The organism is Intrasporangium sp., from assembly GCF_051961875.1.
Classification (GTDB): Bacteria; Actinomycetota; Actinomycetes; order Actinomycetales; family Dermatophilaceae; genus Intrasporangium_A.
In genome coordinates this window covers 1-20648 of the sequence record NZ_JBQCCV010000260.1, presented here as the reverse complement: position 1 = coordinate 20648, position 20648 = coordinate 1, and the positions used below count along the sequence as shown (strand labels likewise).

Sequence of the window (20648 nt, the reverse complement as noted above, 5' to 3'; positions counted from 1 at the left end):
AGACCACAGCACCCTCGACGAAGCGGGTCCCTCGCCGGTGACGGTGTGGTCTATCCAGCCGCGGACGACCGTCCCCTCCTTGCGGATCCGGGCGAAGCCCGGCCGCTCGTCGGTCGGCGGGCGGAGTGCCTCGACGACCATGGGGTCATCGAACCACACCGGCCCCCACGCCGTCCGCCCGACGAAACGCGTGCCGACCCGCAGCTCGGGGACAGTGCTGGCGGCACGTGTGCCTGTCGAGCCGCCGCCGGCCCCGGGAACGGCCGGATCCTGTGCGGGCGAAGGGGACCGCCTCACGGTGGTGAACGGAATGACCTCCTCCTGAGCCTGCAGGTCGAGGATCCGCTCCCAGGCGACGCGGGCGGCGACGGGTGCGCGCAGGCGCACCGCGATATGAGCCATCAGCCCTCCCCTGCCGAGAAGGACCAGATCGGCGAGCAACCGCGTAGCGTCGCCATCAGCGATCCAGCATGACGGTACGCAGGTCGAGGCGGTGCAGCACGCGATCAGCGACCTGCGGGTCCACGTCGGCCTCGCGCCGGGCCCGCAGGATCTCCTCCCGGCCGGCGTCGAGGGCCCGCCGCTGGATCCGCTGCACTGCGGCGAGCTGCTCCTGGATGTGTGCCTGGGCCTTCGGGTCCAGCTCCGTGTCACGGCTCAGCATCCGCTGCAGGCCCCCGATCCGGCGCCGCAGCGAGTTCCGTGTCTGCTCGGGCAGTTCCGCCCACTCCGGCGACTCCTCGAGTGCCTTGAGCGACGCCTCCTGGGCCCGTTTGGCGAGGGCCCGGTCGCGCTGGCGGCGGGCCTGCGGGTCTCGGGGGAGTTTCAGGACCCGCATGAGCGCCGGCAGCGTGAGGCCCGGCACGACGAGGGTGGTGATCAGGACCCCGATCGCCGTCACGATGATGAAAGCCCGGGCGGGGAAGGGGGCCCCCGCACCGTCAGTTTCCGGCAGGGACAGGGCAAGGGCCATGGTCGCCAGACCGCGCATCCCGCACCACGACAGGACGAGCGTCTCCTTGAAGGTGCCCGGGACCGGGGTGCGTTCCTCGGTGCCGCCGATGAGCTGGATCCCGAGCATCCACAGGAACCTGACGACGATGACCGCGGCGCACACCGCAGCGACGGCAGGCAGCATCGGGATGATGTCGATCCGGTCGTCGGTGAGGATCACCTCGAGCTCCATGCCCATCAGCCCGAACGCGAGGCCCGTCACCAGCAGCTCGACGATCCCCCAGAACGCCTGCCGAGCAAGCCGTTCCGCCGAGTCTTGCGGACGGGATCGGCGACCCAGCTCGACAGCGGTCACGACGACTGCGACGACCCCGGAGCCGTGCAGCCTGTCGGCCATCAGGTAGACGGCGAAGGGGGCGACCACGGTGATCGAGCTGCGGGCGACGAGATTCGGCAGCAGCGCTGTCAGCCATCCCACGAGCCAGGCCATCGCGAAGCCGAGCCCCGCGGCGACGACCGCTCCCCCGAGAAAGGCGGGCACGATCCTCCAGCCGACACCGTGGTTCGCGACGACCGCGCTGACGGCCGTCTGGAAGATGACGATCGCGACGGCATCGTTGAAGAGCCCCTCGGTCTGCAGGACCGTGGTGAGGCGCCGCGGCATGCCGACCTTGCTCGAGACCGACTCGACCGCCACGGGATCAGGAGGCGCGACGATCGCCCCGAGCGCGACGGCCGCGGCGACCGTCAGCCCCTGAACCATGAGGAGCGAGACACCGGCCGCCACCGCCACGGTCACGAGCACGAGCGCCACGGCGAGGAGCACGAGTGACCGCCAGCGGATCCGGAAGACCGACCACGACGTGCGTTGCGCGGTCGCGAAGAGCAGTGGAGGCAGGAAGAGCGGCAGGATCAGCTCGGGATCGATGACGAGCGAGTGCACCCACGGCGTCAGGGAGACACCCGCCGCGGCAATGAGCATGAGGACCGGGTACGGCAGCCGAACCCGCTCCGCGATGCCGACGACGACCGCGGTCCCGCCGAGCAGCGCGATGATCTCGACGAGGTTGTCCACGTCCGCAGCATGACACCTGTCATCCCACATTCGGGACGCCTGCCCCGGGCACGCAGGCGCTGAGCCGGACAATCTGGTCCCATGACAACCGACCTCGCCCCAGCCATCGAGCTGCGGCATCTCGTCAAGACCTTCCGCGGCCACCAGGGCGCGACGGTCCGCGCCGTCGACGGCATCGACCTGTCCGTCCAACCGGGCGAGATCGTCGCCTTTCTCGGTCCCAACGGCGCCGGCAAGACGACGACTCTCGACGTGGTCCTAGGACTCACGGAGCCCACGAGCGGCACCGCCCGCGTCTTCGGCTGCGCGCCGCGTGATGCGATCCGGGCGGGACGCGTCTCCGCCGTTCTCCAGACGGGTGGGCTCTTGCGTGACCTGACCGTCCGAGAGACAGTGCGGATGATCGCCTCCACGTATGCCGCGCACACCCCGGTCGACGAGGTGATCGACCGCGCGGGGCTCGCTTCCCTGTCCAACCGGCGCGTCTCGAAATGCTCGGGCGGCGAGCAACAGCGGCTCCGGTTCGCCCTCGCCCTGCTGCCGGACCCCGACCTGCTCATCCTCGACGAGCCGACGGCCGGGATGGACGTCGCCGCCCGGCACGACTTCTGGGCCACCATGCATGCCGACGCCGACGCAGGCCGCACCGTCGTCTTCGCCACCCACTACCTCGAGGAGGCCGACTCCTTCGCGGACCGGATCGTCCTCGTGGCGAACGGCGGGGTCATCGCCGACGGCACGACCGCCGAGATCCGGAGCGCCGCGACCGGCCGGAGGGTCTCGGCCGAGCTGCCCGCGGGCACGATGACGGCCGCCCTGGAGCGGCTCCGCAGCACCGCTGGCGTGACGAGGGTCGAGGAACGCGGCGGTCGCGTCGTCGTCGAGGCCAGCGACTCCGACCTCGTCGCGCTCGTCCTGCTCACCGAGCTCGGCGGCCACGACCTCGAGGTCTCCACCGCCAGCCTGGACCAGGCCTTCATGACGCTCACCGCCGAGGCCCGCGAAACCCAGCCAAGCGCCACACCCCTGAGCAACGAACCGCACCGCCCGGCAAAGGAACTGATCCGATGAACGCCACCTTCACCCTGCTCGAGCTGAAGCGGATCACCCGCAACTGGGCCACGATGTTCTTCACCGCGGTGCTGCCCGCCTTCTTCTTCATCATCTTCGGCTCGACGGTGGACGCGCGTGACGCGCGGGTCGGCAGCGGGAACGTGACCATGTACGTGATGATCAGCATGGCCGCCTACGGAGCGGCCCTCGCGACCACGAGCATCGGCGGGCAGGCAGCGCTGGAGCGGATGCAGGGCTGGGGCCGCCAGCTGGGGATCACCCCGATGCGTGACTCGCGGTACGTCCTCGACAAGGCCGTCATCGCTCTCTGCATCGCGGCCATCCCGATCGTGCTGACCTACCTGTTCGGCGCCTTCCTCGGTGCCGAAGGCAGCGCGAGGGCATGGATCGTCAGCGGCGTTCTCTGCCTCCTCGGCGCAGCCGTGTTCGCGCTCTACGGGATCCTCATGGGCAGCGCCTTCGGCGGCGAGGCTTCGGTCGGCGTCGCGAGCGGCTCCATCGTGATCTTCGCGTTCCTCGGCAACGTGTTCATCCCGCTGTCCGGCGCGATGCTCACGATCAGCAAGTTCTCGCCGCTCTACGGCTACGTGGCACTGGCCCGCTACCCACTGACAGAGGGCCACCTCAGCGATGGCTCGCAGGACCCGCTGTGGCTGCCGATCCTGAACGTTGTGGTCTGGGCGCTCATCTTTGGGATGCTGGCCACATGGTTCGTCAGGCGCGGCCGGGACCGGCAATGAGCGCGCGAGCCGACTCGGATGCGGTGAGCGGGACGCCCGCCGGGCTGCCCGGTCCCAACCCGTGGAGCCGCTACGGCTGGATCATCCAGTCCGTCTGGCTCGTCTTCCTCATCTTCCCGGTCGTCGCGGTCTTCACCCTGCCGCTCCCCGGGTGGCAGGTCGCGCTGGGGCTGGTGGCAATCCTCGGGTTCGGTGCGGCCTACAGCTTGGGCATCCGCCACCTCAACCGGTTGGAGAAGGCATGCCGCCCGACGTATGGCGCAGGGGTCCTCTGGCTGCTCGCCCAGCTCGCGTTCGCCTCCGCGAGTTTCCCCTTCATCGGGGTCAACACGACCTCCTACCTGCCCTTCATCGTCGCCTTCGCCATGTTCGGCCTGCCCCTCATCTGGGCCGTCACCGTGGCGGCGGCCACCTTTGTCGGCAGCGTCGTGGCCGCAGTGTCGTTCGACGCGGACCAGGGCGGCTGGATCGTCGCCTTCATCGTGCTGTCCATCGGCGTCATGACGGGTGGGATCCGCCTCATGAGCGAACGCAGCGCGAGGTACACGGTGCTGGAGCGTGAGCTCGGCCTCGCCGCCGAACGGGAGCGGGTGGCTCGGGACGTGCACGATGTGCTCGGACACTCGCTCACCGTGGTCACCGTCAAGGCCGAGCTGGCCGAGCGGCTCATGGATCTCGACCCCGAGCGCGCCCGGTCCGAGCTCAAGGACATCCAGGAGCTGAGCCGGCAGGCGCTCGCCGAGATCCGGGAGACGGTCGGGGGCCTCCGCGCCGCCCGCCTCGGCGTCGAGCTGGCCGCCGCCCGCACCGCCCTCTCCGGCGCCGGGATCCGGGCGGGCGTGCCCGAGGACGGCGACGAAGTCGACCCGAGGCACCGGACGGTCCTCGCGTGGGTGCTCCGGGAGGCCGTGACGAACGTCGTGCGGCACAGCGACGCGAACACGTGCCGCGTCGTGCTCGGGCCGAACCTGCTCCGCGTCAGCGACGACGGCCGCGGCGTCGACGGTAACCCGCCGGGCAACGGGCTTCGGGGCGTGCGGGAGCGGGTCGAGCGGGCCGGCGGCCAGCTGCGCATCGGCCCCGGGCAGGATGGGCGCGGAACCGTCCTGGAGGTGACGCTGTGAGGGTGCGGAGATGGTGGCACCGTGACCATGCTCGGTGACGCTGTGGACGAGCCGATCAAGGTGCTTCTAGCCGACGACCAGGCCCTCGTCAGGGGTGCGCTCGCGGCGCTGCTCGGCCTCGAGCGCGACCTCGACGTCGTCGCGGAGGTCGGCCGGGGCGACGAGGTGCTCGACGCTGCGCGCCGCACCGGCGCGCAGGTGTGCCTCCTCGACATCGAGATGCCGGGCGGGACCGGTATCGAGGTCGCGGCCCAGCTGCGACGCGACCTGCCGTCCTGCCGGGCCCTCATCGTCACGACCTTCGGGCGTCCCGGGTACCTCCGGCGCGCCCTCGAGGCCGGCGCCGCAGGGTTCGTCGTCAAGGACACCCCCGCGCGTGAGCTGGCCGAGGCCGTGCGCCGCGTGCACGCCGGCCTGCGGGTGGTCGACCCGACGCTCGCGGCGGAGTCCCTCGTGGACGGCGCCAACCCCCTCACCGAGCGGGAGCGGGAGGTGCTCCGCGTCGCGCTCGATGGCGGCACGGTGGCCGCCATCGCGGGCCAGGTCCACCTCTCGGCCGGCACCGTCCGCAACCACCTGAGCGCGGCCATCGGCAAGACCGGGACGTCCACGCGGGCCGAGGCCGCCCGCGTCGCGCAGGAGCGCGGCTGGCTCTGACGCGTGGCGCGTCCGGGGCGTCGCCCCTAGGCTCGAGGCCGTGAACATCGTCTTCGTCGAGCCGGGGTTCCCGGCCAACCAGCGCCGGTTCGTGCACGCGCTCGTGTCGGTGGGGGCGACGGTTTACGGAGTCGGGGAGTCGACCGACGAGGAGCTCGGCGAGGAGCTGCGTGGGTCGATGGCCGGCTACTACCGCGTCGGCAACGTCACCGACGCCGGGCAGCTGACCGAGGCGGTCCGGCACTTCCAGCAGTCCGTCTGGATCGATGCCCTCGAGGCCACGATCGAGTCGCACACCCTTCCGGCCGCGCAGGTCCGCGAGGCGACCGGCATCCCCGGTACGTCCGTGCGCACGACCTGGCTCTGCCGTGACAAGCCCTCGATGAAGGAGGTGCTGCGACAGGCCGGCGTGCCGACGGCAGCCTCCGCGGCGGTGGACTCCTCCCAGGAGGCCACGGAGTTTGCCGACCGGGTCGGCTACCCACTGGTCCTGAAGCCGCGCGCCGGAGCGGGCGCCGCGGGGACGGTCCGCGTCGACAACGACCACCAGCTCGCGGGCGCGCTGCACGGCTTCGGCGAGTCCGGTGCCACCTCGATCGCCATCGAGGAGTTCGTCGAGGGGCACGAGGGCTTCTACGACACGATCAGCGTGGCCGGCCGCGTCGTGCACGACTGGGCCACGCACTACTACCCCAACGTGCTGGAGGCGATGCGCAACCGGTGGATCTCGCCGCAGTTCGTCACGACGAACCGGATCGAGGGCAACCCCTTCTATGCCGAGGTCCGTGCGCTGGGCCAGCGGGTCATCGAGGCGCTCGGCATCGGCACGTCGGCTACGCACATGGAGTGGTTCAACGGCCCGAAGGGGCTGATGTTCTCGGAGATCGGTGCCCGCCCTCCCGGCGTCGGCTGCTGGGACCTGTACTCCGCGAGCAATGACGTGGACGTCTACCGCGAGTGGGCGCACGTCATCACCCACGGCACACCGGACCGCCCGATGAAGCGCCCGTATGCCGCCGGCATCGTCGCGCTCAGGCCGGACGCCGACGGGGTGGTGACCGGGTACTCGGGCATCGACGAGTTCATGGCCAGACACGGCGAGTGGGTGCTCGACACCCACTTCCCCGGTCGCGGCACCCCGACCCAGCCCGTCGAGGCGGGCTACATGGCGAACGCGTGGGTGCGGATGCGCCACCCGGACTACGACGAGCTGCGTCACCTGCTCGACGACGCCGGACGGACCGTCCACGTCTACGCCGGCTGAGCGGCATACGGACATGACGGACACCGGGGTACGCACCCGCTCATGACGACCATCCTCCTCGGCCCCCAGCGGTTCACCGTCACGGTGACCGCCGCGGTACGCGCGCTCGACGTCGACGGCCCCATCGCGATGGTCAACGCCGGCTGGCTGGAGCGCGAGGAGGACGACGGCGAGCTCGCGAGCCTGCTCGACGGGCGCGGCCGCAACCTCCGGCTCTACCACCGGATGGTCGACGTCATGACGAAGGACACCGCCTTCGCCAAGGGGGCGCTCGCGTTCCGGGAACAGCAGGAGGAGCTGCGCGACTTCTACGGCCTGCGGCTGCAGGCGGCCGTCGACACGGTGCGGGCGGTGCGCCATCGCTCGTCGCCGCACGGCCTGAAGTCGGCCGCGTTTGCCAGCGCCGCGCAGGCGGTGCGGGATGTCGATCGCTGGTACGCGGCCCAGCTGAAGGGGCTCTACCGCGAGATGGGGCGTCACGTCTCGGTCTGGGAGAGTCCGGTCATCGGGTGGCACCGCGGCGAGATCGAGGCGATGCTCGAGGGCTGTGCCGCCGTCGTCATCGCCGGCGGCCACGTCGGCGTGCTGCTCCAGGCGTTCCGGCTGTTCTCGCTCGAGCTGCCCGAGGAGATTCCCGTGGTGGCGTGGTCCGCCGGGGCGATGGCGCTCACCGACCGGGTCGTGCTGTTCCACGACTTCACGCACCAGGAGGTGACCGCACCCGAGTACCACGACCGTGGGCTCGGACGCCTGCCCGGAATCATCGCCCTGCCGCACGCGCGTCGACGCCTTCGCCTCGGTGATCCCGACGAGCTCGCCCTCCTGGCCCGTCGTTTCCCCAGGAAGCAGCTCGTCCTGCTCGACGACGGGACCTTCCTGCGGTTCCCGACCGGCGACGCACCCGCCCCGCCCGGCGCCCGGGTGATCGCCGACGACGGCACGGTCGAGACCGTGGACGACGAGGGAGCCGAGACATGAGGAGCCCGACCGGATGACCTCGAAGAGGCTCGCCATCAACCGTCTCCGTGACCGCGGGGCGGTCGACGCCGCTGCCATCGACCGGTTCGTCACCCGCTACCGGTCGCCCATCATCGAGGGTGAGCGGGCGACGTTCCTCTGGCGCGGCGAGGCCGACGAGGTCTGGGTTCGCCACCGCGTCGTCGGGTTGCCCGACCCGCTGCCCATGAAGCGTGTTCCGGACACCGACCTGTTCGCCGTCACCACGGTGCTCCCCGAGGGCTCACGGGTCGAGTACCAGATCGAGGTGCGCCGGGGCGAGGCGTACGAACGGTTCAACGACCCGCTCAACCCGCGACTTGCGCACAGCCCCCTCGGGTCGTCGTCGGTGTGCGCGGCGGTCGGCTACCGGGTGCCGGAGTGGGTGGAGTTCGACCCCGAGGCCCGGCCCGGCACTCTTGTCGACGAGGTCGTCAGGAGCCGGGCACTTCGCCGGGACCAGCCGGTGCAGGTCTACCTGCCCGCACGGTTCAACCGCACGACCCGCTACCCGCTGCTCATCGTCCACGACGGCAGCGACTACCTGGGCTATGCGGCGATGAAGACGGTCCTCGACAACCTCATCCACGGCCTCGACCTCGCGCCGCTCGTCGTCGCCTTCGTGCCGCCCCGGGACCGTCTCAAGGAGTACCCGAACCACGCACCGCACGCCCGGTTCATCGCGCGCGAGCTCGTGCCCTGGCTCACCGATCGCCTGCCGCTGCTGGACACCCCCGAGGGGCGGTGCCTCATGGGGTCGTCCTTCGGCGGCATCGCCTCGCTCTCGACGGCGGTGCGGTACCCCGGGATGTTCGGCTCGTTGCTGCTTGAGTCGGCGTCGATGGTCTTCACCGACATCGGCTTCGAGCACGGCGGCGGGCCGTACTTCGACCCGGTCGTGAAGTTCGTGAACCGCTACCGCGCCAAGCCGACCCGGCCCGTCAACCGGATCGCCATGACCTGCGGTGTCTATGAACCGCTCATCACGCCGAACCGGTCGATGGTGCCCGTCTTCCGCGCGGCTGGCATGACGGTCAACTACACGGAGGCGCGGGACGGTCACAACTGGGAGAACTGGCGGGACCGGCTCGGCGACCTGCTGCCGTGGCTGTTCCCGGGCCCGCAGAAGTTTGTGTACGAATGAGCCCAGGCGTGAGGACCCGAGCGAGGCCCGGAGCGCCGGTTCGGCTCATTCGGCAAGAGGTACGAATGAGCCAAGGCGTGAGGACCCGAGCGAGGCCCGGAGCGCCGGTTCGGCTCAGTCGTCAACAGGTACGAATGAGCCAAGGCGTGAGGACCCGAGCGAGGAACGAGCGAGGCCCGGAGCGCCGGTTCGGCTCATTCGGCAAGAGGTACGAGCAGAGGAGGTTATCGTGAAGGTGACGGACCGGTGGTACTCGGATCGGCTCGGGCATGAGCTCACGGTCGCCCGGTGGGGGACGTATGGCACGCCGGTGCTGCTCTTTCCCACGGCCGGGGGCGACGCCGAGGAGGTCGAGCGGAACGGGCTCGTCGCCCACCTCCAGCCGCTCATCGACGCCGGCCGCGCCAAGCTCTACTCCTGTGACAGCCTCGCCGGGCAGGCCATGATCGACCGGGCAGGCTCCACTGACGACCGCTACGCCCTTTTCAACCGCTTCCACCAGGCGGTCGGCGAGGAGGTGGTCCCGGCGATCTTCTCCGACTGTGGCGGCCCGCTGCCGGTCGTCACGGCCGGCGCCTCGATCGGGGCCTTCAACGCCCTGGCCATCCTGTGCCGCTACCCGCACCTGATCGACGCGGCCGTCTGCATGAGCGGGACCTACGCTCTCGAGGGCTTCATCGGGGGCCGCGTCACCGATGACCTCTTCTACTCCTCACCGCTGCACTTCCTGCCCGGCCTCGACGGGCCGGCCCTCGACACGCTGCGCCAACGCATGGTGATCCTCGCCTCGGGCAGCGGCGCGTGGGAGGACGTCGGCGAGTCGTGGCGGATGGCCGAGGTGCTCGGCAGCAAGGGCGTGCCCAACCGGGTCGATGACTGGGGGCCGAACTACGCGCACGACTGGCCGACGTGGTACGAGATGCTGCCTGCCTACCTGGACGATGTCTTGCCGTGAATCCTCGGGCAGCGGGCCGACGGGCGTCAGGCGCGAGCGACCGCCGTTCGGGGCACGAAGCCGGTGCTCCCAATGAGGTCCGTCAGCGACGACGAGGGACGGATCCCGAGCTCCTGGCCCAGTCGCTGGCAGTAGGACCTGTACACCTGGACCGCCGCCGCCGGATTGCCCTCCATCAGGTGGGCCCTGATGAGCAGCGCCTGGGTGCTCTCCATGAGCGGCTCCAGGGCGATCGCCCGCTCCGCCAGGGCCGCGGCCAGAACGGCGCGACGGGACCTGAGCGCCATTCGGGCGAGCGACTCGAGGGCTCGGATCTGACGGTGCTGCAGGGCCTGGCGCTCGTCGAGGACCCAGTCGTCGTACCAGCCCGGCAGCAGCTCCGGCCCGGCGAGGACGGTGAGCGACTCCGACGCCGACTTCCACGCCTCGTCACCGAGTCGCTCGACCTCGTCGAGCCGGCGATCCATCTCGGTCACGTCCGCGGTGGTCCGCGGCCCGATGCTGATGCGGGAGCGCCCCGCCTCGATGAGGCCCTCGTCGACCCGGCGCAGCCGCATCACGGCGGCTCGTAGGCTCGACAGGGCCCGGTCCTCGGTCGTGTCGGGCCAGAGCGTTCCCGCCAGGACGCTGCGGCGTTGCGGACCGCGGATCGCGAGCAACGCGAGGACACGCTCCTCACGGCCCCCGAGCTCGACGAGCCCGCCGTCGACGGAGAGTGCGAAGCACCCCAGAAGCTGGACATGGCAGGTGGAACTGAATCTTCCGGACATTGATCCCCCAAGATCCGTCCCCGGAGCAGGACCGAGCCAGTTCGACCTCGCTGACCCGAACCGCACCGGGGGCGACAGATGCACGGTTCAGATTTCGATGTGGAGGCGCGCGGACGCGTCGACGTGGTACAGAGCATCCTCCCGCGACAGGCGACACATCCGCAGCAAAACAAACGAAGCGGGCCGCGGGAGAACCTCTCGGACAGCGTCGGCAGCGATTCCGGGCCGCATGCACGCCTCCCGGGGCACCGCAACCGCTGTGTCACGCGGGCGTCACGCCATCATCACGGGGCCGGCACGCAGGCATCACGGGCCAATCACGCGGGGACCGCTGCACTGGGCTGATTCCCACCACGGAAGGAGGTGAATCCCCATGCAGGAGATCACGTTTGCTGAGCTCGACACCGAGATGGTGACGATGCTGCCCTCGAAGGAGACCCTCTTCTTCAACTACAACCTGGCCAGCATCTGGGAATCGAACTCGTCGCTCGCTCTCAACGCCGGCAGCTACTTCGCGTCGGCCAAGAGCGCCGCAATACAGACGATCCTCGTGAGCCAGCACTGACGCCTTCCGGCGTGGCCCTCGCTCGGAGGGAGGGCCACGCCAACACGACCTGTCGTTTGGCAGAAAGGAAGTGAGTCCAGATGCGTTCCTGCGCAGTCATCGGCGAGGCCGAGCTGGCCAAGCAGACCGCGACCCTCCTCCCGTCGCGGGACACGCTCTGCTCGTTCGGGTGCGTCAACGTGACGGTTGCCCCGGTCGTCGGCGTCAACCTCGCCTTCGCGATCAACGCGGCGACGATCAACTCGCACGCGACCGCGCTCGCCAGCCAGTACCTGTCCGTGCTGGTGCCTTGAGCCGCCGTCGGCGGGTGGGGACTTCAGGTCCCGCTCGCCGACCGGCACTGCCCAACCGTGAGGGACAAGGGGATCCATGTCAGTCGGTCATGACCTCACGACCACCGACGAGCCCATCGGATGGGCTCGCGCGTCTGGCTTGGACCTGCTCGGGGAGGTCCAGGACTCGGGCCTCGCGCAACCCACCTACCTCGTTCGCCGGACCGACGGCCAGGTCGTGCAGCTCTCCGAGCTGCTCCACCTGGTCCTGGCCGAGCTCGACCCGGTCCGATCCCCGGCCGCGGTCGCTTCGGCCGTGAGCGACGCCTTCGGACGCCGGCTCACGGCCGAGGGCCTGGCCCACCTGCTCGAGACGCGCCTGCAGCCGCTGGGCCTCGTGGCGCAGCAGCCACCGCCCGAGCTCTCGACGGACGACGAGACCGATTCACAGATCCACCCACAGCGCGACCCGGGACATGGGCACCGGGACCGGGCAGGCCGGCTCCCGGCAGTCACCGTCCCTCGCACCGATGGTCCGGCCCCGGCGCCCACCGCTCGCCCACTACTGTCCTTGTCGCTGAGGGGGACCCTTCTTCCGGCACGATGGGTGCGCGCCGTCGCGCGCATGCTCGCGCCGCTCTACTATCCGCCGATCGTCCTCGGGGCCATCGTCTGTGCCGTCATCGTCGACCTCGGGCTGCTCCGCACGGGGGACCTGCTCGCCGCGCTGACCCAGGTGCTCGCCGCCCCCGCCCTGCTGCTCGCCCTCTACGTCACGCTCAGTCTCGGAGGACTCATCCACGAGCTCGGCCACGCGGCGGCCTGCTCCTACGGGGGCGGACGGCCGGGGACGATCGGCGTCGGGGTGTACCTGCTCTTCCCCGCCTTCTACACCGACGTGACGGACTCGTACCGGCTGCGCCGCTCCGCCAGGATCCGGACCGACCTCGGCGGCCTCTACTTCAACGTCTGGTGCATCATCGGCCTCGGCGCGCTCTACCGGTTCACCGGTGACGGGGTCTTCATGCTCGCCCTTGTGCTCATGCACGTGGAGATGCTCCAGCAGCTGGTGCCGGTCGTGCGACTCGACGGCTACTACGTCCTCGCGGACGTCGCCGGCGTGCCGGACCTCTTCGCCCGCGTCGGACCGGTCCTGAGGGGCCTGCGGCCCGGAGCCGCGCCCGATCCGCGGGTCAGCGAGCTGCGGCCCCGAGCCCGCCGCATCGTCATCGCCTGGGTCCTGTTCGTCGTGCCGACCCTGCTGCTAGCCATGGGCTGGCTGCTCTGGAGCCTCCCCCTCATCATCCGCCAGACCGTGTCCGCCCTCCGCTCCCAGTTCGAGGCGCTGGACGCCGCCTCGACCAAGGGCGACACACCCCTTGTCCTCCTCGGAGTCCTCTCCCTCGTGCTGCTGGCGGTTCCGCTTCTCGGCCTCGCGGTGCTGGCCCTGCGCGTCGTCCAGCTCTTGGCATGGCGCCTTCTACGCGTGGTGCGGCGACCCGCGCTACGCCGGCCTCGGAAGCAGCACCGACAGGGCGAGTCGCACCGACAGGGCCAGCCGCAGGGGCGGCACGCCCCACAACCGAAGACCCACCGGAAGACACAAGTACACACCGCAACGGGGATCACCATGCCAACAACCGACATGCACGGCCGGTCGGCGCAGGCCGACCGGGACGCCTTTGTGCTCCATGACATCTGGGGCAGCCCGCCGACAGAGGACGACCCTGGCTCGCTGCATCAGCCGTCCTCGGACCCCGTAGGCCCCTCGCAAAACCCGGACGGCCAAGGGTCGGCGTCCACGGACGCTCCCGTTGCTCCGGACGACCGTCCCGGGAGCGCGCCACCCACCGAGCCGACGCCGGGCACGACAGCCGGCCCCGCGGGATACGAAGACCTCGAACGCCCCACGGCACCGACGGCGACGGCGACACGCGAGCGCGCCTCGCGCACGCTCGACCCCCTCACGGCCGACGCCTTCTCCGACGCGTGGATGCTCCCCAGCCGCAGCCCCGTGCCACGCAAGGGCTGGCGCCGGGCGGTCTTCCGTGCCTCGGGCGGGTCCGTCAACCCCGGGCCGGGTGCAAGCGAGCGTCGTCAGGCTGAGCTCGCGGAGCGGCTGCGCCAGCCGATCGAGGGCTCGCGTCGGGTCGTGGTCATGAGCCGCAAGGGCGGCGTCGGCAAGACCACGACCACCCTCGCCCTCGGTAGCACCTTCTCGCAGCTGCGGGGGGACCGCGTCGTCGCCGTCGACGCGAACCCCGACGCCGGCAACCTCGCGCACCGGGTCTCGGTACCCAACGACCGGACCATCACCGACGTCCTGCACGACCTCGAGCGGATCGACACCTATGCCAAGCTGCGCGGCTACACCTCGCAGGCGCAGGACTCCCGGCTCGAGGTGCTCGCCTCGGACGACGACCCGCGGATCGGGATGGCTCTCGACCGGACCGACTACCACCGCCTCATCGGGCTGCTCGACCGGTTCTACAACCTCATCCTCCTCGACACCGGCACGGGCATCCTCGACAGCGCCAACCAGGGACTGCTGGCCGAGGCGGACCAGCTCGTCCTCGTCCTGCGCCCCGGCGTCGATGGCGGCCGGGCCGCTGCCCTGACGCTCGACTGGCTCGACGAGCACGACTACGGCCCGCTCGTGAGCCGGGCGGTCGTCGTCGTCAACGGCGTGCGCTCCGGCGTCGGCGCACCGCTCGAGCCCATGGTCGCGCACTTCGAGCAACGCTGCGCTCGCGTCGTCACGGTGCCCTGGGACCCCGCGCTCGAGACCGGCTCGGAGACGCACCTGTCCCACCTCGCAGCGGCCACCCGACACAGCCTCGTCGAGATGGCAGCCGCCGTCGCCGACGGTTTCAGAGAGACAGGAGTACGCCGATGAGATCGCTCGCCGTGTCCCGCCCCGGCCGGCTCGTCCGACGGGTAGCCGTCGTCCTCGCCGCCGTCCTCGCCACCGGAGCCCTCGCGTCGGCATCCTCCGGCGCGGACGGCCGGCACGACCGGCTCGACCTGACGAGCATCGCAATCAGCACCTCGGCGCAGCCGCAGGTGCGCGACAACGCCTTCGACAGCGAGCGCCTCCACGGTCGCATGTCGGATGCCGAGACTTCCGCGACCGCGAACGCCGAATGCGACGGCTGCACAGCGACCGCGACGACGCTGGGCATTGTCTACGTCGACGGGGGCCGCGCGGCCAACCTCGACAATGTTGCCACCGCCTGGGACTCGTGCACCGACTGCACCACCGCCAGCGTCTCCGTGCAGGTCGTCGTCGTCCGGCGCGCCCAGCAGGTGACCGCGAACAACCGGGCCCTTGCCCTCAATGTCGCATGCCAGTCCTGCCGTTCCTCGGCAGCGGCCTACCAGATCGTCCTGCTCGAGCCCCACGGCAAGCGGCTCTCCGGGAATGACGTCCAAGCGCTCCAGAACTGGGTGCAAGCGCAGGCCGACGCCATGGCCGGCCCCGCCCGTCAGTCGATGCTCCGGGCAGCGCCGAACGGGTCCAACCAGGGGGCGCTGAGCGACCTCGAGCAACAGCTCCAGTCGGCCCTGGGGGCCACCACCCTCGACAAGTCCAGTGAGGTCAAGCCCGGGTGAGATACCCCCTCGATAGACTCGGGGCATCGGCAGCCCGGCCTCCCGGTCCTGTCCCTGCCCCGGTCCACGAGGAACTCGAATGCGTCGACGTCCCAGCGTGCTCGCCGCCGCCGCGGTCGCCGCATCGGTCGTCGTGCTCGCCGCGTGCACCGAGACCGCGCCTGCGACGACGCCGGCCGGGTCCACCGCAGTCGAGACCGGTACACCGGGCCCGTCCGGGACCTCGCCCACCGCGCCCGCCCCGACGCAGCGGCCCCTCGTCGTCGAGACCGTCTTCGGCCATGTCGACCTGGACCCGACCCAGCAGTTCGGCCGGACCAACGCGATCGTCGCCAAGGCGCTCTACCAGACCCTCACGACCTTCCCGGCGGGCGACCAGACCCAGCCTGAGCCGGGACTGGCGCAGTACACGATCAGCCCCGAGGGCAGGTGGCTGACCCTCCGGCTGCGCGCCGACGCCAAGTTCTCCGACGGCACGGCGGTGACGACCGACGACGTCATCTTCACGCTGAACCGGGCGCTGGGCCTCGGTGGCGGCCCCGCGACGATCCTCGGCAACATCAGGATGACGAAGGTCGACGAGCGGACGATGACGATCACGTCGCCGGACTCGAACTTCGCCCTGCCCGCGATCCTCGCGAACCCGGCCTTCGGCATCCTCAACTCGTCCGCCGTCAAGGCGCAGGGCGGCACGATCGGCCCCGGCGACCTCGCCAGCCCGTGGCTGCAGACCCACTCTGCGGGCTCCGGGCCCTACGTCCTCGTGTCCCGGACGAGCCACTCGATCACCTTGAAGACCAATCCGCACTGGACCGGCCCCACGCCCGCCCATCCAGAGGTCGTGCTGCGAGACGCCAGCCCGGGCCAGCAGGTCGACGACCTCGAGGCGGGGCGTGCCGACGTCGTCCTCGACCTGTCGCCGCTGCAGAGCCAGGCGATCCAGCTCGACCCGGGCGACAGGAGGCTGGCGGTCGTCACGCGCCGCTCCTCGACGGTGGCCTACCTCGTGCTCAACACCTCGGCCAAGGTCAACCGCTGGACCGCCGACCCCGACTTCGCGGAGGCGGTCCGGCGCGGCGTCGACAGCGGGGCCCTGGCCCAGCTCGTCGGGGGCGGCACCATCCCGGCCACCGGCCTCATTCCGCAGGGAATCGTGGGGGCCCTCAAGCCCGCGACGTCCAACCCCGCACCGACCGCCACGGTCGGTCCGGCCTCGCCACCGGCCACGCCCTCCGCGTCGCCGAGCGTGACGCTCCCGGCACCCACCGTGACCGCACCGACCCCGGTCCCGACCGGTGACGGCGACCCCGCCGCCGCCAGGGCTGCCCTCAAGCGGGCCGGCTACAAGGGCCAGCCGCTGACCCTCGTCTATGCGGAGGACCAGCCCATCCAGGGCCTCCCGCCACAGCTGCTCGCAGAGACGATCGCCCGCCAGCTCGGTGCCGTGGGTATCACGGTCCGCCCGAAGGGACTGCCGGCCGCCGAAGCCCGCGCGGACTACCAGAAGGGCACCCAAGCCTTCGCCCTGTGGAGCTTCACGCCGGATTACCCGGGGCCCGAGAACTACCTCCTCTTCGCGCCCGGCCATCCCCTCGGCCTGCGCGCCGGGTGGACCCTGCGCACGAACCCCCTCGTCGACGGGCTGACGGTCGAGGCCCTCGACTCCCTCGGTGACGACCGCGAGGCTGCCTACGGCGCCTGGCAGCGCGCGATGAACAGCACCGGCCCGTTCATCCCGCTCATCCAGCCGTCGAGCCACTTCGCCCAAGGCGCCCGGGTGACCTCCCTGTCGACGCACCCCATCTGGACGGTCGACCTCGCGGAGACCCGCTGAGTCCCGTCGTGGCGCCGCGGATAATCAGCGGTATGTCGCTCTCCTCGCTCCCGCCGGTGCGTGGCCTCGTGCTCGCGGCCGGGGCAGGCCGGCGGATGGGAGGCCCCAAGGCCCTGCTGCCCGGGCCGGGCGGCGGGACCCTCGTCGAGGCCGCCATCCACGTGCTGCTCGACGGCGGGTGTGCCGGGGTCACCGTCGTGGTCGGAGCGGAGCGCGCAGCCGTTCGGGCCATCGTCGAGGGGATGCCCGAAGGAGCCGACGGTGACTGCGAGATCGACGTGGTGGTGTGCGCCGACTGGGACGAGGGGATGGGCGCGTCCATGCGCACCGGACTGAGCGGTATACGGGACCGGGCGGAGTCGGCCGGCGTCGAGGCGGTCCTCGTCACCCTCGTCGACCTCCCCGATGTCACCCCCGCCGTCGTCCAGCGACTCCTGTACCCGCACGATGCGGTGGGCGGCGTCGTGTGGCGGCGCGAGCTGCGGAGGGCCGCATACGACGGCCGGCCGGGGCACCCTGCGCTCCTCGGGAGGGACTTCTGGGCCGAGACGATCGCCACCGCCGTCGGCGATCGCGGCGCGCGGGACGTGTATGCGGCTCACCCGCACGACCTCGTCGAGTGCGGCGACCTCGCGACGGGCCGCGACGTCGACACGCGCGAGGAGGCCAGCATGTGGGGGCTCCCTTCCGCGGAACGCGGGCGTGAGTAATGCTCAGGGGCATGGAGCAGGCCTTCACGAGTCCGGATGACGTCAGGGCGACCCTCGCGCGCACCGGCTACCTCGCCGACGACGCGCTCGCGACCATCACCTTCCTCGCCACCAGGCTGAGCCGGCCGATCCTGCTCGAGGGCGAACCGGGCACGGGCAAGACGGCGCTCGCCGAGTCGCTCGCCGAAGCACTGGGGCAGAAGCTGATCCGGCTCCAGTGCTACGAGGGCATCGAGGCGACGCAGGCGCTCTACGACTGGGATTTCCCGCGGCAGATCCTCCACCTGCGTGCCGTCGAGGCCGTCGCCGGCGACGAGCACCGCGACCCGACGCAGCTCGAGGCCGAGCTGTTCGACGAGCGGTTCCTGCTCGCGCGCCCGGTGCTGCAGGCGCTGCGGGAGGCGCCGTGCGTCCTGCTCATCGACGAGATCGACCGTGCGGACGACGAGTTCGAGGCGTTCCTGCTCGAGGTGCTCTCCATCTGGCAGGTGACGATCCCGGAGGTCGGCACCATCGCGGCTGAGCGTCCCCCGCTGGTCGTGCTCACCTCGAACCGCACCCGAGAGCTGCACGACGCCCTGAAGCGTCGCTGCCTCTACCACTGGATCGACCACCCGAGCCTGGCCCGCGAGCTCGACATCGTCCGGACCCGGCTGCCCGAGGTCAGCGAGGCACTCGCCGACCAGGTCGTCCGGCTCGTGCAGCGGCTGCGCAGCGAGGGCGACCTCATCAAGCCGCCCGGCGTCGCCGAGACCCTCGACTGGGCCCGCGCCCTCGACGCTCTCGGGGCGAGCTCGCTCGATCCGGAGGTCGCCGCTGCCACCCTCGGTGCCGCCGTGAAGTACCGCGAGGACGGGGAACGGGTGCGCGCGATGCTGGACCGGATGCTCGCGGGGTGACGGCATGACCACCCAGCCGGCCCTCGTCGCGCCGGGCCGTCGCCCGCCGGACGAGTGGCTCATCGGCTTCGCGAGGGCGCTGCGCGGAGCCGGCCTGCACGTCACGGCGGACCGGGAGCGGACCTTCCTCGCCGCGCTGACCGAGGTCGGCCTCGGGGAGCGCCGCGACGTGTACTGGGCCGGGCGGGCCACCCTCACCTCGTCCCCTGCGGACGTCGAGCGTTTCGACCAGGTCTTCACCGCGTGGTTCAACGGACGCCCCATGGAGCAGACCCACTCCGCCCCACCCTCACAGCTGCCGCCCGTCCGGCAGGCCTCCCTCGAGGAGGACACCGCCTCCGGTCAGGGCGGCCCGGAGGACGACGACGACGTCGTCCGCGCCCGGGCGAGCGGTCAGGAGCTCCTCCGGCAGCGGGACGTCGCGGCCCTCGACCGTGCCGAACGAGCCCAGCTGGCCAGGCTGTTCGAGCGACTGCACCCGCTCGCTCCCGTCCGGCCGGCCCGCCGGCACGTGCCACGCCGCGCGGGTGCCGTCGACGGCCCGGCCACCCTGCGCGAGCAGCTGCGCCGTGTCGGTGAGCCGGGCCCGGTGCGTCACCACCGCCGCGGCAGCCGCACCCGACGCGTCGTCCTCCTCATCGACGTGTCCGGCTCGATGAGCGCCTACGCCGACAGCCTGCTGCGGCTCGCCCACCGGTTCGTCCACGCCGCCCCGACGACCGAGGTCTTCACGATGGGCACCCGGCTGACCCACGTCACACGCGCCCTCCGCGAGCGGGACCCCGACCGGGCCCTCCTCGCCGCCGGCGCGGTCGTGCCGGACTGGTCCGGCGGCACCCGGCTCGGCGACGCGCTCGGCGCCTTCCTCGACCGGTGGGGCCGACGGGGGATGGCCCGGGGAGCCGTCGTCGTCCTCTTCTCCGACGGCTGGGAACGGTCCGGCCCGGAGGTGCTCGGCGAGCAGATGCGCCGGCTGGGCGCCCTCGCCCACCGGGTCGTCTGGGTCAACCCGCACCGCGGCAAGGCCGGCTACCAACCGATCCAACAGGGCATCGTCGCGGCGCTGCCCCATATCGACGACTTCGTCGCGGGACACTCGTTCGCGACGTTCGAGGAACTCATCGAGGTGATCGCGCATGCGTGAAGTGCTCCCCGAGCTGCTCCAGTGGTGGCGGGAGGGCCGCACCGTCGGGGTCGGCACCGTCGTCGGGACGTGGCGCTCGGCTCCACGCCCGCCGGGCGCGGCGATGCTGGTGGGCCCCGAGGGCGAGGCCGTCGGCTCCGTCTCCGGTGGCTGCGTCGAGGGCGCGGTCTACGAGCTGGCCCAAGAGGTCGTGTCCTCCGGTGAGCCGGTCCTGCAGCGGTATGGCGTGAGCGACGACGACGCGTTCGCGGTCGGCCTCACCTGCGGCGGGATCCTCGACGTCTTCGTCGAGAAGGTCTCGCCCGACACCTTCCCGGAGCTCGGCGAGGTCGCGGCCGACATCGAGGCCGGCCGCCCCGTCGCCGTCGCGACGGTCGTCGAGCACGTCGACCCCGCCTGGCTCGGCCGTCGCCTTGTCATCCACCCCGAGGAGGACGACACGGACCTCGAGTCGTCCGCGGAGGCCGGCGGAGCGGCATACGGACCCGGTATGACGCTGGGCTCGGACCGCGCTGACGCGGCGGTCATCGACGACGCCCGGGGCATGCTCGACCACGGGACGACGGGGCTGCTGACCTACGGTCCCGACGGCGAGCGGCGCGGCGAGGGGATGCGGGTGTTCGTGTCGTCGTTCGCGCCGAAGCCGCGGATGCTCGTCTTCGGCGCAATCGACTTCGCGGCGGCGGTCGCGCGGGTCGGCAGCTTCCTCGGCTATCGGGTGACGGTGTGCGACGCCCGACCGGTCTTCGCCACGGCCACACGGTTCCCCGATGCCGACGACGTCATCGTCCGGTGGCCGCACGAGTACCTGCGCGAGGAGGTCGACGCCGGCCGGGTCGACCCGCGCACCGTCATCTGC

At 71.4% G+C, this 20648-nt stretch carries 20 protein-coding genes; 17 read left to right on the top strand and 3 right to left on the bottom strand.

Annotated elements, in window-relative coordinates; translation table 11 throughout:
- Positions 1-402: hypothetical protein (locus ACTHJJ_RS15960; protein WP_440303931.1), on the bottom strand; the 402-nt coding region annotated here is incomplete at its 3' end.
- A 55-nt stretch (positions 403-457) separates the two neighbouring features.
- Positions 458-2029 (bottom strand): Na+/H+ antiporter, encoded by a 1572-nt coding sequence (locus ACTHJJ_RS15955; protein WP_440303930.1) that lies wholly within the window; start codon positions 2027-2029, stop codon positions 458-460.
- 81 nt (positions 2030-2110) lie between these two features.
- On the opposite strand from ACTHJJ_RS15955, the gene ACTHJJ_RS15950 reads away from it, so the two are divergent.
- From ACTHJJ_RS15950 to ACTHJJ_RS15915, 8 genes are all read left to right on the top strand, one after another.
- Complete coding sequence (locus ACTHJJ_RS15950; RefSeq protein ID WP_440303929.1) at positions 2111-3100, top strand: ABC transporter ATP-binding protein; 990 nt, start codon at positions 2111-2113, stop codon at positions 3098-3100.
- Positions 3097-3843 carry an ABC transporter permease gene (locus tag ACTHJJ_RS15945; protein ID WP_440303928.1) on the top strand — a complete coding sequence of 249 codons (747 nt, stop codon included), beginning with the start codon at positions 3097-3099 and terminating at the stop codon, positions 3841-3843. Before ACTHJJ_RS15950 ends, ACTHJJ_RS15945 begins: the two co-directional genes overlap by 4 nt.
- A complete protein-coding gene (locus ACTHJJ_RS15940; RefSeq protein WP_440303927.1) occupies positions 3840-4967 on the top strand; it encodes a sensor histidine kinase in 1128 nt (375 codons plus the stop codon). Before ACTHJJ_RS15945 ends, ACTHJJ_RS15940 begins: the two co-directional genes overlap by 4 nt.
- Before the next feature lie 27 nt (positions 4968-4994).
- Positions 4995-5624, top strand: a complete 630-nt coding sequence (locus ACTHJJ_RS15935; RefSeq protein WP_440303932.1) for a response regulator — start codon at positions 4995-4997, stop codon at positions 5622-5624.
- A 40-nt stretch (positions 5625-5664) separates the two neighbouring features.
- The gene (locus ACTHJJ_RS15930; protein ID WP_440303926.1) at positions 5665-6888 is read left to right on the top strand and encodes an ATP-grasp domain-containing protein; all 1224 of its coding nucleotides are present in this window, start codon (positions 5665-5667) and stop codon (positions 6886-6888) included.
- A gap of 42 nt (positions 6889-6930) precedes the next feature.
- On the top strand, positions 6931-7866 hold the full coding sequence (locus ACTHJJ_RS15925; RefSeq protein WP_440303925.1) for a Type 1 glutamine amidotransferase-like domain-containing protein: 936 nt from the start codon (positions 6931-6933) through the stop codon (positions 7864-7866).
- A 13-nt stretch (positions 7867-7879) separates the two neighbouring features.
- Positions 7880-9028 carry an alpha/beta hydrolase-fold protein gene (locus tag ACTHJJ_RS15920; protein WP_440303924.1) on the top strand — a complete coding sequence of 383 codons (1149 nt, stop codon included), beginning with the start codon at positions 7880-7882 and terminating at the stop codon, positions 9026-9028.
- Between the two features lie 229 nt (positions 9029-9257).
- Complete coding sequence (locus ACTHJJ_RS15915) at positions 9258-9983, top strand: esterase family protein (RefSeq protein ID WP_440303923.1); 726 nt, start codon at positions 9258-9260, stop codon at positions 9981-9983.
- A gap of 26 nt (positions 9984-10009) precedes the next feature.
- On the opposite strand, the gene ACTHJJ_RS15910 is transcribed toward ACTHJJ_RS15915, so the two are convergent.
- Complete coding sequence (locus ACTHJJ_RS15910) at positions 10010-10753, bottom strand: AfsR/SARP family transcriptional regulator (RefSeq protein WP_440303922.1); 744 nt, start codon at positions 10751-10753, stop codon at positions 10010-10012.
- Positions 10754-11126: 373 nt separating this feature from the next.
- On the opposite strand from ACTHJJ_RS15910, the gene ACTHJJ_RS15905 reads away from it, so the two are divergent.
- From ACTHJJ_RS15905 to ACTHJJ_RS15865, 9 genes are all read left to right on the top strand, one after another.
- Positions 11127-11318 (top strand): hypothetical protein, encoded by a 192-nt coding sequence (locus tag ACTHJJ_RS15905; RefSeq protein ID WP_440303921.1) that lies wholly within the window; start codon positions 11127-11129, stop codon positions 11316-11318.
- An 80-nt stretch (positions 11319-11398) separates the two neighbouring features.
- Positions 11399-11611 (top strand): hypothetical protein, encoded by a 213-nt coding sequence (locus ACTHJJ_RS15900; RefSeq protein WP_440303920.1) that lies wholly within the window; start codon positions 11399-11401, stop codon positions 11609-11611.
- Between the two features lie 76 nt (positions 11612-11687).
- On the top strand, positions 11688-14486 hold the full coding sequence (locus tag ACTHJJ_RS15895; RefSeq protein WP_440303919.1) for a nucleotide-binding protein: 2799 nt from the start codon (positions 11688-11690) through the stop codon (positions 14484-14486).
- Positions 14483-15202, top strand: a complete 720-nt coding sequence (locus ACTHJJ_RS15890) for a hypothetical protein (protein ID WP_440303918.1) — start codon at positions 14483-14485, stop codon at positions 15200-15202. Before ACTHJJ_RS15895 ends, ACTHJJ_RS15890 begins: the two co-directional genes overlap by 4 nt.
- 79 nt (positions 15203-15281) lie before the next feature.
- Positions 15282-17036 (top strand): ABC transporter substrate-binding protein, encoded by a 1755-nt coding sequence (locus tag ACTHJJ_RS15885; RefSeq protein ID WP_440303917.1) that lies wholly within the window; start codon positions 15282-15284, stop codon positions 17034-17036.
- A gap of 32 nt (positions 17037-17068) precedes the next feature.
- The gene (locus ACTHJJ_RS15880) at positions 17069-17746 is read left to right on the top strand and encodes a nucleotidyltransferase family protein (RefSeq protein ID WP_440303916.1); all 678 of its coding nucleotides are present in this window, start codon (positions 17069-17071) and stop codon (positions 17744-17746) included.
- An 11-nt stretch (positions 17747-17757) separates the two neighbouring features.
- Complete coding sequence (locus ACTHJJ_RS15875; protein WP_440303915.1) at positions 17758-18645, top strand: AAA family ATPase; 888 nt, start codon at positions 17758-17760, stop codon at positions 18643-18645.
- 4 nt (positions 18646-18649) lie between these two features.
- Positions 18650-19789, top strand: a complete 1140-nt coding sequence (locus ACTHJJ_RS15870; protein WP_440303914.1) for a vWA domain-containing protein — start codon at positions 18650-18652, stop codon at positions 19787-19789.
- Positions 19782-20648, top strand: an 867-nt coding sequence (locus tag ACTHJJ_RS15865; protein ID WP_440303913.1) for an XdhC family protein, incomplete at its 3' end; no start/stop codon positions are given. The genes ACTHJJ_RS15870 and ACTHJJ_RS15865, both read left to right, overlap by 8 nt.